8 protein-coding genes are annotated in these 12,303 nt (G+C 62.5%); 1 reads left to right on the forward strand and 7 read right to left on the reverse strand.

Annotated features, from left to right (window positions below; genetic code table 11):
- Nucleotides 1-102 precede the first annotated feature (102 nt).
- Nucleotides 103-1,302: an IS110 family transposase gene (locus J3D46_RS18850; protein WP_231339521.1), complete on the forward strand. Its 1,200-nt coding sequence runs from the start codon at nucleotides 103-105 to the stop codon at nucleotides 1,300-1,302.
- Nucleotides 1,303-1,402: 100 nt separating this feature from the next.
- Here J3D46_RS18850 and metG read toward each other — a convergent pair whose 3' ends face one another.
- From metG to J3D46_RS18885, 7 genes are all read right to left on the reverse strand, one after another.
- Complete coding sequence (gene metG / locus J3D46_RS18855; protein ID WP_231339959.1) at nucleotides 1,403-2,962, reverse strand: methionine--tRNA ligase; 1,560 nt, start codon at nucleotides 2,960-2,962, stop codon at nucleotides 1,403-1,405.
- A 35-nt stretch (nucleotides 2,963-2,997) separates the two neighbouring features.
- A complete protein-coding gene (locus tag J3D46_RS18860) occupies nucleotides 2,998-3,753 on the reverse strand; it encodes an ABC transporter ATP-binding protein (protein ID WP_159702203.1) in 756 nt (251 codons plus the stop codon).
- On the reverse strand, nucleotides 3,750-6,560 hold the full coding sequence (locus J3D46_RS18865; protein ID WP_231339960.1) for an FtsX-like permease family protein: 2,811 nt from the start codon (nucleotides 6,558-6,560) through the stop codon (nucleotides 3,750-3,752). The genes J3D46_RS18860 and J3D46_RS18865 overlap by 4 nt, the downstream gene beginning before the upstream one ends.
- 215 nt (nucleotides 6,561-6,775) lie before the next feature.
- Complete coding sequence (gene serA / locus J3D46_RS18870) at nucleotides 6,776-8,371, reverse strand: phosphoglycerate dehydrogenase (RefSeq protein ID WP_159702197.1); 1,596 nt, start codon at nucleotides 8,369-8,371, stop codon at nucleotides 6,776-6,778.
- 288 nt (nucleotides 8,372-8,659) lie between these two features.
- Complete coding sequence (ilvC, locus tag J3D46_RS18875) at nucleotides 8,660-9,685, reverse strand: ketol-acid reductoisomerase (protein ID WP_159702194.1); 1,026 nt, start codon at nucleotides 9,683-9,685, stop codon at nucleotides 8,660-8,662.
- Between the two features lie 67 nt (nucleotides 9,686-9,752).
- Nucleotides 9,753-10,265, reverse strand: a complete 513-nt coding sequence (gene ilvN, locus J3D46_RS18880; RefSeq protein ID WP_021470923.1) for an acetolactate synthase small subunit — start codon at nucleotides 10,263-10,265, stop codon at nucleotides 9,753-9,755.
- 2 nt (nucleotides 10,266-10,267) lie between these two features.
- Nucleotides 10,268-12,172 carry an acetolactate synthase large subunit gene (locus J3D46_RS18885; RefSeq protein WP_231339961.1) on the reverse strand — a complete coding sequence of 635 codons (1,905 nt, stop codon included), beginning with the start codon at nucleotides 12,170-12,172 and terminating at the stop codon, nucleotides 10,268-10,270.
- Nucleotides 12,173-12,303 lie beyond the last annotated feature (131 nt).

The raw sequence follows: 12,303 nt of genomic DNA on the forward strand, positions 1-12,303 counted from the left end.
TAGGGGCAGGACAGTTCGGGAACGTCGTGCGTAACGTGGGTGCCGGGTCCTGACACCGATGGTGGGCCAGTGGAGGTAGTTGACTACGACTGGAGGTGCCAGATGATCACGAACCACGACGGTGTCGAGGTGTTTATTGGGCTGGATGTTGGCAAGGGCGTCCATCATGCCGTTGCCGTGGATCGGGCCGGCAGGAAATTACTGGACCGGGCGCTGCCCAACGATGAAGCCAAAATCCGGGAAATCATCGCCGAACTTGTGGACGCCGGACGTGTGTTGCTGGTCGTTGACCAGCCAGCGACTATCGGCGCGTTGCCGGTAGCGGTTGCCCAGGCCGCCGGGGTGCTGGTCGGCTACCTGCCGGGGCTGGCGATGCGCCGGATCGCGGATCTTCACCCCGGAGAGGCGAAGACCGATGCCCGGGACGCGTTCATCATCGCCGAGGCCGCCAGGACCATGCCGCATGCCCTGCGCTCGGTTCAGTTGGTCGATGAGCAGCTCGCTGAGCTGAGCATGCTTTGCGGGTTCGACGAGGATCTGGCCAAGCAGGCCACGGCGACTTCGAACCGGATCCGTGGGCTGCTCACCCAGATCCACCCAGCTCTGGAAAGGGTGCTGGGACCCTACATGGACCACCCGGCGGTGCATGACCTGCTGCGGACCTGGCCTACCCCTGAAGCGCTCCGTCACGCGGGCCGGCGCCGGATCGGGACCCGGCTGAGCAAACTCGCGCCGCGGATGGGTGAACGTCTTGCCGATGACATCATCGAGGCCTTGGGCCGGCAAACAGTCACTGTCGTAGGAACGAACGCCGCGACCATCGTGCTGCCCCAGCTCGCGGCCATGCTCGCCGGGCTCCACGAAAGCCGCGCCACGGTCCTCACCCAGGTCGAAGCTCTCGTGGAGGCCCACCCTCTTCACCCGGTCCTGATGTCTCTGCCGGCCGTGGGCATCAGGACCGCCGCACGAATCCTCACCGAAGTCGCCGGGAAAGAGTTCCCCACCGCCGGGCACCTGGCCTCTTACGCCGGGCTGGCCCCCGTCACCTGGCGATCCGGGTCCTCCATCCGCGGCGACCATTCCTCAAGAAAAGGCAACAAAGTCCTCAAACGAACCCTGTTCCTCTCCGCATTCGCTGCGCTCCACGACCCACCGTCCCGGGCATACTACGAACGCAAACGAGCCGAAGGAAAACGCCACAACCAAGCACTCATCGCCCTCGCACGACGACGCTGCGACACCCTCTACGCCATGCTCCGCGACGGCACCCTCTACCAACCCCCAACACCCAAAACCGCTTGACGAAAAACATAGGGACACTCTCACTTCCAACGGTCATACGGCCGGGAAGTGAGAGAGCGTTTCGCGTTTGACTGCAGGCAGTGAGAGAGCGCCCTGAGCCTTAAGCTTCGACGGGTTCCTCGTACCTCGGGAAGACCGGCGCGGGGGCCGGCAACTGCGTTCCCGCCACGATCGGAGTCGCGATGGCGGCGAACTGCCGGGCTTCGCCTTCGGACTGGCCCAGGACTCCAAGCAGCTTGGCCGACGACGACGGCATGACCGGCTGGGCGAGGATCGCCACAATCCGGACTACTTCCAACGTGACGTAAAGGACCGTGTTCATGCGCTCGACGTCGGTCTTGCGAAGCACCCATGGCGCCTGATCGGCGAAGTACGCATTCGTGTCACCCAGCACTGTCCAGATGGCCTCAAGGGCACGGCTGAACTCCTGCTTGTCGAACGCGGCACGGGCAGTCGTCAGCAACTCCCCTGCCTGCGCCAGCAATGCCTTGTCTTCTGCCGTGAACTCCCCGGGCACTGGAACTGTTCCCTCGCAGTTCTTCGCCACCATGGACAACGAACGTTGGGCAAGATTGCCGAAGTTGTTGGCCAGGTCCGAGTTCATGCGGCCCACGATGGCTTCATGGTTGTAGTTGCCGTCCGCGCCGAAGGGGACTTCGCGGAGGAAGAAGTAGCGGCACTGGTCCAAACCATACTGGGCAACGAAATCCTGCGGTGCCACCACGTTGCCCAAGGACTTGGACATCTTCACACCGTTGTTGGTGAGGAAGCCGTGGATCATGACGCGCTGGGGCAATTCAAGGCCGGCGCTCATGAGGAACGCGGGCCAGTAGATCGCGTGGAAGCGTGAAATATCCTTGCCAATGACGTGAACGTCGGCCGGCCAGAATTTCTTGAAGGACTCAGACTCAACGTCCGGGTAACCCACGCCCGTCAGGTAGTTGGTCAGGGCGTCAACCCACACATACATGACGTGCTTCTCATCGCCCGGAACCGGAACACCCCAGTCGAAAGTGGTGCGGCTGATGGACAGGTCCTCGAGCCCGCGCTTGACGAAGCTGATGACCTCGTTGAAGCGGGACTGCGGCGCACCGAACTCAGGCTGTTCTTCGTACAGGGCAAGGAGCTTGTCCTGGTAGTTGGAGAGCCGGAAGAAGTAGCTTTCCTCAGCCGTCCAGGTCACCAAGGTGTCCGTCTCCTTGGAGTAACGGAGACCGTCTTCCTTCACTACGGTGTCGTCCTCGACGTAGTACGCCTCGTCACGGACGGAGTACCAGCCCTCGTACTTGGACAGGTAGATGTCGCCGTTGGCTTCCATCTTCTTCCAAATGGCCTGCGAGGCGGCGTAGTGGTCCTGGTCGGTGGTGCGGATAAAGCGGTCGTGTGAGATCCCCAGGTCCTGGCTCATCTGCTTGAACGCAGCCGAGTTGCGGTCCGCGAGTTGCTTGGCAGTGATGCCTTCCTTCTCGGCCGACTGCTGCATCTTGAGTCCGTGCTCGTCCGTCCCGGTCATGAAGAACACTTCATGACCGTCCAGGCGCTTGAAGCGCGCCATCGCATCAGTCGCAATGACCTCGTAGGCGTGGCCGATGTGCGGTACGCCATTGGGGTAGCTGATTGCGGTGGTGATGTAGAACGGGGATTTCTCTGGAGACGTCACTCTAAGAAGTTACCTTTTTTTGGGATGAAATAGCTTTAGTTAAGTTCGGTCAGCGTATCGCTGAGCCGTACCAGCTCGTGGTCGTGGGAGGCCACCAGGACAGCGATGCCATCGCTGGTGGTGTCCTTCAGGATTCCGATGATGCGGTTGGCTGCGGCCCGGTCGAGGCTCGCAGTGGGCTCATCCACTACCAGCACGCGGGTACCAAGGATCAGGGCGCGGGCAATGGCCACACGCTGGCGCTCACCGCCGGAGAGCTGGGCGGGACGGTGACGCATGCGTCGCCCGAGGCCCACCAGGTCCAGGAGGTCCTTGGCCATCTCCGTCCGCTGTTCCACTTCCCCATCCGGCACGGCGGGAAGCAAGACGTTTTCCAGGGCACTCATGCCGTCGATCAAAGCGCCACCCTGGTCCACGTAGCCGATGAGTGCACGGCGACGGTCTGCGATCTCGTCGTCACCCATGGTGTCCAGCGGCAGGCCTTCCCAAAAGACCTTGCCCGACGTCGGAAGCGTCAATCCGGCGCTCACGGTCAGGATGCTGGTCTTTCCGGAGCCGCTTCGGCCGGCGATGCAGTGCATCTCGCCGGCGTGCAGCGTGAGGTTGAAGTCATCGACGACGTCGACTTCCTCAGCACCGCCCTTGTCGCCACCGTAGTGGATGGTGACCCGGCTCAGTTCCAAGGGAGTAGCGTGGTCCGCGGCCTTCACAATGGTGTTGGCGCGGGTTTGCAGCGACTCGTCCGTGGACTCCGGGGTGGCCGTCAGCTCGGGGTTGAGGTTGTCAGTCATTTGACTACTTTCGTTGCAATCGGAATCCAGCAAATTACGGCCAGCAGACCGGCCAGTCCGGCCCAGAGAGCCGCGTAGGGTGCCAGGAGCAGTCCCAGCCCGAGGGCGCCCAGGACACCCAGGGGAAGAGCCACGGTGCCTACCAGTGCGTTTTCAAAGAAGCGGACCTGTCCAAGCATGTCCGGGTTCCAGCCCATGGCCCGCAGGGTACCGAGGTATTCCCGCTTGGCGTGGAGTTCGAAACGCCCGGTGACCAGCGTCAGCAGCAAGCCGACAACCACGCCGAAGATGGCCAGGATGACGCTCGGCAGGGCAATGCTCGCAGCGGCCAGCCCACTCAAGGCACTGGCTCCTGCTGCCCGGGGGATGTCGATCAGCAAGGCGATCAACGCACCCACTGCAGCACCGAACACGCCCACTGCCACTGCCAGCGAAATCGAGTTGAACCTGTTGGTGGTCAGTTGCCTGTTGGCGAATGTCAGCGGCGAGTCCACTGTCACGAGGCGGTCATCGAGCTGCGGTTCCTGATCAATCACCACGCGATGACGCAACTGCTGGGCGGCCAGCAGCGCTGCACCGACGTAGATGACCAGCATGGTCACTGACACGATGACCGTGGCGAGGTTCCAGCTCAGCAGGCTGAGAATGACGCCTGCTGCAGCAAGGGCTGCGGCACCGACGGCAAACTCCTCAAGGACCCAGGATCGGATGCGTTTCTGCGTCCAACCCATCGCCCGGAGAATTCCGGCTTCGCTCCGGCGCTGCCGGATGTAGCTCACTGTGGACGCGCCTGTCAGGAGCGTCGCGCCAAGAAGCGTCAGGAAGAGCAAAGTGATGTTGGTACCGGTCAGGGAACCGGAAACTGCGTCGGCCGCATCCTGGCGGACCCACGACTGCTGGACAGTACCCAGCGGCGACTCCTTGCCGGCGTCGTCCTTGCTGTACCCGGGGACGAAGATGTTGGCGTCTTCACGTGCGGAACCGGCCACGACAGTGGCTTCGAGGCCGAGCTCGCGGATTTGCGTCGCAAGCTTCTCCACCTCCGGCTGCGCCGTCTTCCAGTTGCCGGTGGCGGATGCCTTGACCCGGATGGCGTCAATGACGTCGGCGTTGGTGTCGTAACCCCGCGCTGCTGCGAGACCGTAGTAATCGGTGATGGCACCGGCGGACTGGCTGACCAGGCCTGTTGCACTCAGGGAGGGCTTCAGTTCCGTGCCTTCGACGTCTTTACCTTCAGCGTCCTTGCTGAGCGTCATGGGAGTGGGATCGTAGCCGCCAAGGGGCAACTTGTTGACGTCCCCGGCTGCGGACTGGACATCGGCCGGGTCGAAGGTGCCGTACACCATGGGCAGCGGCGCGGCCGGCTTCTTGCCCGTTTCCAGGTCTTCCCGGTAGGAACGCTCGTCAACCGGCTTGCGTTGGGTCTGGTCCACAGCCGCGCCGAAGGACGACTTCTCGGGCAAGCGGTTGACAGTGACCCAGTCCCCCGGCGTCGCGCTCTTCTCAGATGCTCCGTTGGAGGCCTCGTCGCCTTCCTTGTACTGGGGCGCCGCAGCAAATGCCGTGCTCCACGTAGCCGGGTTGTACAGTCCCTGGCTGAAGGAGGCTGTGCTCCCCAGAAGCTTGCTGTGGTCCGTGGATCCCGGCCATTCGAGGGCGAACGGGGACTTGGAGACGAACGGAAGGTAGTCCTTGTCCAAGGAGCGCGTTACGGTGCCTACCTCGTTGACCACCTTGCCGCTTGCGTCAAGTTCCTCGATTTTCACCGAGTACTGCAGGTCAAGGGATGTGCCCGAGCGGACAATCAGCGGAATGGCCTGGGAATCATCGGTCAGCAAACCGTCACGTTTGGCCTGCTGGTACTGCGTCATCAGCGGCGCCCAGTACTTGAGCTTGACGCCCAGGAAGTCCGGTCCTTCTTCCAGCTGGTCCATGCTCAGGCCTGTAGTGAACAGGCTCTCGAAGTGGCGCCCGATGGCACCCGCATCACGGGCATCGGCCGGCGGAGCCTTCTCAAGCGGAGCCAGGAAGTCGCCTGCGGAGCCCAGCAGCGCCCTCTCAGCGGCCGGGTCCACTGCGACGACGGACTCAGTCACCTCAGGGGCCAGGGGCAGTGCCACGGAGAGATTGAAGAGGTTGTGCTCAGAGCCAAGGGCTGGAGCGGGGAACTTGATGCCGGTCTCGCCATCAGCGCCGGCAATCCTGACGTTGGTGCCGCCCGCAGCCTGCTCCTGGACCAAGCGGCCCTTGCCCAAGGTGCCCTCGGCGCTGGTCTTGAACAGCGTCTGCTGGTTAACTCCGTCAGAGCTCGTAGCCGAGGCGGTCAAACGGTACTTCTTGGGGCTATCGGACAACACCGATTCCGCAGCAGGCCACTTGCTGGAATCCATGGCGGAAGGATCCCCTGCTGTCACAGCTCCGGCAAGGCCGGCGTTGTACCCGAGGTAGTCCATGGCATTGAGGCGGGGAGCCTCCAGGTTCTGCGATACGCGGGAGACGAGGCTGATGGGTGCGGCCACGGCTGTCTGGCCCATGGTCCGGATCTTCTCCAGCTGCTCAAAGCTGATGCCGCCCTGGCCGTTGGCGATTTCCGGCTGGATCAGGGCACCGCCGTCGCCGTCTTGGGCCTGGTCAGGCTTGGCCTGGACCAGGATGTCGTAGAGACCCCGCGAGTTCTCGTCCACTGTCCGGTTCAAAGCAGCCTGCGACTGGCTTTGGACGAGGACTGACAAGCACATAGCGACGATCAAAATGGCCGCGGTCAGCAGCAGCACACGGCTTCTGATGAACCTTTGGACGGCGTTCATTGGGCTCCCTGAGACCTTGATTGCGGGCGCGCACACAGAGTCCGTGTTTCCTCAAAAGACACAAGGGAATACCGGGCTGTATGTGCAAAAGTTGTGGCCGGCCTGCTGCCGGGTCCGAATCACGGACTCAGCCATTGTAAGCAGACCGGCCACTCCTGCGTGCCAAAGGTGTGTCGCCGGCACGCGAACTTAGCGGGTGGAAATCAGATCCAGTCCTAGTCCTCCAGGTCCACTTCCCGGACCATGTCTGCGCCGATACCGGCCTTGATGGCCTCCAGGACCTGCTGCGGGACTGAACTGTCGATGGTCAGGAGCGCAAGAACCTGGCCGCCTTCAGTCTGGCGGGCCACCTGCATGCCGCCGATGTTGATGTTGTTCATGCCCAGGATGTGTCCGATGGTACCGATCACGCCGGGACGGTCTGCGTAGGCCACAACAACCAAGTGCTCGCTGATGGGGATTTCGACGTCGTATCCGTTGACGCCCACCAGCTTCTCCACCTGCTTGGGACCCGTAAGGGTACCGGCAACAGAGATCTGGGAACCATCGCTGAGTGCGCCACGGATGGTCAGGACGTTGCGGTAGTCCTCAGCGTCGGGAGTGGTGATGAGGCGGGTGTTGATGCCGCGCTGTTCGGCGATGACCGGAGCGTTCACGTAGGAGACCTGCTCGGTGACGACGTCGGCGAATACGCCCTTCAGTGCGGCCAGTTCAAGAACCTTGACGTCCAGTGCCGCAATTTCGCCAGCGACCTCGACGTCGATCTGCGTCAAGGATGCGTGGGTCAGCGCAGTGAAGATCCGGCCCAGCTTTTCGATCAGCGGGATGCCCGGGCGCACGTCGGGGGCGATGACGCCGCCGGCAACGTTGACTGCGTCCGGAACAAGTTCGCCGGCAAGCGCCAGGCGGACCGACTTGGCAACAGAGACGCCAGCCTTCTCCTGGGCTTCGTCGGTGGACGCTCCAAGGTGCGGGGTGACAATGACGTTGTCCAGCTCGAAGAACGGGAGGTCGGTGCTCGGCTCCTTGACGAAGACATCCACGCCGGCACCGGCAATCTGGCCTTCCTTCAGCGCAACATAGAGAGCCTCTTCGTCCACCAAACCGCCACGGGCAACGTTGATGACGTACGCAGATTCCTTCATCTTGCGGAATGCGTCAGCGCCCAGCATGCCCACCGTCTCCGGCGTCTTGGGCATATGGATGGTGATGAAGTCGGAATTCTGCAGAAGTTCATCCAGCGTTACCAGCTTGACGCCCAACTGGGCCGCGCGGGCCGCCGTGATGTAGGGGTCGTAGGCAAGAATCTCGGTTTCGAAGCCCTGCAGGCGCGCTGCCACCAAGGCGCCGATGCGGCCCAGGCCGATGATGCCGATCTTCTTCTCGAAGAGCTCGATGCCGGTGTACTTGGAGCGCTTCCACTCGCCGTTCTTCAGCGCGGAGCTGGCCTGCGGGATGTGGCGGGCCAGGCTCAGGATGTGGCCCACGGTGAGTTCTGCGGCCGAGACGATGTTGGACGTGGGGGCGTTGACCACCATGACGCCGGCCTGCGTGGCGGACTTGATGTCCACGTTGTCCAGTCCGACGCCTGCACGGGCGATGACCTTGAGGTTCTTGGCCGCAGCAATGGCTTCGGCGTCCACCTGCGTGGCCGAACGAACCAGGATGGCATCGACGTCGGCGATTGCGGACAGCAGCTGGGAACGGTCGGCGCCGTCGGTCTGTCGGATTTCAAAGTCCGGGCCCAATGCCTCGACTGTGGCGGGCGAAAGTTCCTCTGCGAGGAGGACGACGGGTTTGCTGGCTGACACGGGGTGGCACCTTACTTTGGACAACTTTGGGACAGAACTGGACAAGGAGCGGATGCGTGGCCCGGGCACGGCGCCGGGACCAGCCCAGAATATCGAATCCGGGCGGGGATTCCGTTGCCGGCGAGGGATGTTACGGCCGGACCGGTAGCTGTTGTGAAGAAGTTCACAGCCAGGGTGGCTGGGCTATTCGGTGGAGAAACGACGGGTAAAACGGCGACGCCCGCCCGGCTGTGTTGGCCGGACGGGCGTCGTGCAGGGCATGCGCCACTGGGCTCATGCTCCCAAGGATCAGCGGGCTGCGGAACCTTCAACGTAGTCGGCGTCCTGCTGCTGCCAGGAGAAGAGGGAGCGCAGTTCGCGGCCGACCTCTTCGATGGGGTGCTGCTCTGCCTTGGCACGCAGTTCCTTGAACTCGGCGCCGCCGTTGTCCTGATCGTCGATGAAGCGCTTGGCGAACGCGCCGCTCTGGATGTCCGCGAGGACAGCCTTCATGTTTTCCTTCACCTCGGGGGTGATGACGCGCGGGCCGGAGACGTAGTCGCCGTACTCAGCGGTGTCGGAAACGCTCCAGCGCTGCTTGGCGATGCCACCCTCCCACATGAGGTCCACAATGAGCTTGAGCTCGTGGAGAACCTCGAAGTAGGCGATCTGCGGCTGGTAGCCGGCTTCGGTCAGGGTTTCGAAGCCGTACTGGACGAGCTGGGAAACGCCGCCGCAAAGGACGGACTGCTCGCCGAAGAGGTCGGTTTCGGTCTCTTCGGTGAAGGTGGTCTTGATGACGCCGGCGCGGGTGCCGCCGATGGCCTTGGCGTAGGACTTCGCCAGGTCCCATGCGGAACCGGAAGCGTCCTGCTCAACAGCGATGATGTCCGGGATACCGCGGCCGGCTTCGAATTCGCGGCGCACGGTGTGGCCCGGAGCCTTCGGAGCGATCAGGATGACGTCAACGCCGGCCGGAGCCTCGATGTAGCCGAAGCGGATGTTGAAGCCGTGTGCAAAGGCAAGCGCCTTGCCCTCGGTCAGCTTGTCCTTGATGGAATCGTTGAAGATCGAGCGCTGGTGCTGGTCCGGTGCCAGGATCATGATGACGTCTGCCCATTCGGCAGCGTCCGCAACGTTCTTGACCGTGAAGCCTGCATCCTCTGCCTTGGCGGCCGACTTGGAGCCGTCCTTCAGTGCGATAACAACCTCGACGCCGGAATCGCGCAGGTTGAGCGCGTGGGCGTGGCCCTGGGAACCGTAGCCAACGATGGCTACCTTGCGGCCCTGGATGATCGACAGGTCTGCGTCGTCGTCATAGAACATTTCAGTCACTTGCGTAACTCCTCTTGAGTGGTTTTCTTAGATATTGATTGTGGTGCTGCGGTACTGGACGCACTGCTCACGCGGAGCGGAGCGCCCTGTCACTCATGGAGCGGGATCCCCGTCCAACGGCCAAGGTGCCGGACTGCACGATTTCACGGATGCCGAACGGCTCGAGCACTGAGAGCAGTGCAGCGAGCTTCTCGGGGGTACCGGTTGCCTCAATCACCAACGAGTCGGTGGACACGTCGACGACGGCGGCACGGAACAAGTCTGCAGCTTGGGTAACCTGCAGGCGTGTCGCGGCATCCGCACGTACCTTGACCAGGATGTGGTCGCGTTGTACGGAAGATTCTGAAGTCAGCTCCACAATCTTGATCACGTTGACCAACTTGTTGAGCTGCTTGGTGACCTGCTCAATGAGGTCGCCGTCGGCGTCGACGACAACCGTCATGCGGGACATGCCGGGGACTTCGGTGGGTCCCACAGCCAGGGAATTGATATTGAATGCGCGCCGGGCGAAGAGGCTGGCCACGCGGGTCAGCACGCCGGGCTTGTCTTCTACCAGAACGGACAGTGTGTGGCGGGTCATGCCTAGTCCTCCTCTTCCCATTCCGGGGTCATGTTGCGGGCAACCTGGATCTGGTCATTGCTGACGCCCGAAGGCACCATGGGCCACACCATCGAGTTGGGGCTGACGACGAAGTCGATGACCACCGGGCGGTCATTGATCTCGAGGGCCTTCTGGATGGTGGCGTCGATGTCTTCGTCACGCTCACACCGCAGTGCGGCGCAACCGTAGGCATCGGCCAGTTTCACGAAGTCCGGAATCCGGATGGTGTCATGGCCTGTGTTCAGGTCCGTGTTCGAGTAGCGGCCCTCGTAGAACAACGTCTGCCATTGGCGGACCATGCCCAGCGAGGAGTTATTGATGATGGCCACCTTGATGGGGATGTTGTTGATGGCACAGGTGGCCAGTTCCTGATTGGTCATCTGGAAGCAGCCGTCACCGTCGATGGCCCAGACCACGCGGTCCGGTTCGCCGACTTTGGCACCCATGGCTGCCGGAACCGAGTATCCCATGGTTCCTGCGCCACCTGAATTCAGCCAGGCGTGGGGCCGTTCGTACTTGATGAACTGGGCGGCCCACATCTGGTGCTGGCCGACGCCGGCAACGTAGATGCCTTCGGGACCGGTGAGCTCACCGATGCGCTTGATCACGCGCTGCGGAGCCGTGAGCCCGTCTTCAGGCTCCGTCCAACCCAGCGGATATGTGTCCCGCAGGTTGCCCAGGAAGGCCCACCAGGAATCCAGGTCCGGGGTCCCGCTGAGTTCAAACTGCGTTTTTACGGCTTCGGTGAGCTCCGGAATGATTTCCTTGACCGAGCCAACAATCGGGACATCGGCTGTACGGTTCTTGGAAATTTCCGCGGGATCAATATCTGCGTGGATGACCTTGGCGAAGGGGGCGAAGGTCTTCAATACACCCGTGACCCGGTCATCAAACCGGGCACCAAGGGTGATCAGCAAGTCGGCCTGCTGCAAGGCAGTCACGGCGGATACTGAGCCGTGCATGCCGGGCATGCCAACGTGCTGGGGATGGGAATCAGGGAATGCGCCACGTGCCATCAACGTGGTGACCACAGGGGCGCCGGTAGCCAGCGCGAGTTCCATCAGCTCGGCCGAGGCGTGGCCCTTGACTACGCCGCCGCCCACGTACAGGACCGGCTTGCTTGCTGCGGCGATCAACTTGGCAGCTTCGCGGACCTGCTTATTGTGGCCGCGGACCACTGGACGGTAGCCCGGCAGGTCAACCTTCGGCGGCCAGGAGAACGTCATCTGGCCCACCTGGGCGTCCTTGGCAATGTCTACCAGCACAGGACCGGGACGGCCCGTGGATGCGAGGTGGAAAGCTTCTGCCATGACGTGCGGAATGTCGTTGGGGTCCGTCACGAGGAAAGAGTGCTTGGTGATGGGCATCGTGATACCCACGATGTCCGCTTCCTGGAAGGCATCGGTACCGATGACTCCGCTGGAGACCTGGCCGGTAATGGCCACCATCGGCACGGAGTCCATGTGGGCGTCCATGATGGCGGTAACGAGGTTGGTGGCACCGGGGCCCGAGGTAGCGATGCAAACGCCAACCCGTCCAGTGACCATGGCGTAGCCTTGCGCGGCGTGGCCGGCTCCCTGTTCGTGACGGACCAGGATGTGATTCATGCTGGAAGCCATCAAGGGGTCGTAGGTGGGCAGGATCGCGCCACCGGGCAAACCGAAAATATCGTCCACGCCGAGTTCTTCGAGCGAGCGGACAATTGCTTGCGAGCCGGACATCACCGTTGGGGGTACAACGGTGTTCGGCCCAAGTACAGGAGAGAGAGGCGCAACAGCGTCGACGACGACGGCCTCAGCCGTACGGTCGACCTTTTCCGGAGCTTTGTGGGCTCCAGCGGACTTTGCAGCCATCAGCGAGGGGCTGATCGGCGATCCTTTGCTCATCGGACTCTTCCTTAGTGGATCTTCAATAGATGGGTCTTGCTTAGGGGAATAAAAAAACCCCTCAGCCTTCCGGCTCTTCGAGGGGTTTGCGCGTGACAGTTCGTTACCGGTCGGACTAAGCCACGCGCTTG

Source organism: Paenarthrobacter sp. A20, assembly GCF_024168825.1.
Classification (GTDB): Bacteria; Actinomycetota; Actinomycetes; order Actinomycetales; family Micrococcaceae; genus Arthrobacter.

Coding starts and splice junctions, on each gene's coding strand:
- J3D46_RS18850 (WP_231339521.1), top strand. CDS start 103: ATGATCACGAACCACGACGGTGTCGAGGTGTTTATTGGGCTGGATGTT.
- J3D46_RS18860 (WP_159702203.1), bottom strand. CDS start 3,753: ATGACTGACAACCTCAACCCCGAGCTGACGGCCACCCCGGAGTCCACG.
- J3D46_RS18865 (WP_231339960.1), bottom strand. CDS start 6,560: ATGAACGCCGTCCAAAGGTTCATCAGAAGCCGTGTGCTGCTGCTGACC.
- ilvN (WP_021470923.1), bottom strand. CDS start 10,265: ATGACCCGCCACACACTGTCCGTTCTGGTAGAAGACAAGCCCGGCGTG.
- J3D46_RS18885 (WP_231339961.1), bottom strand. CDS start 12,172: ATGAGCAAAGGATCGCCGATCAGCCCCTCGCTGATGGCTGCAAAGTCC.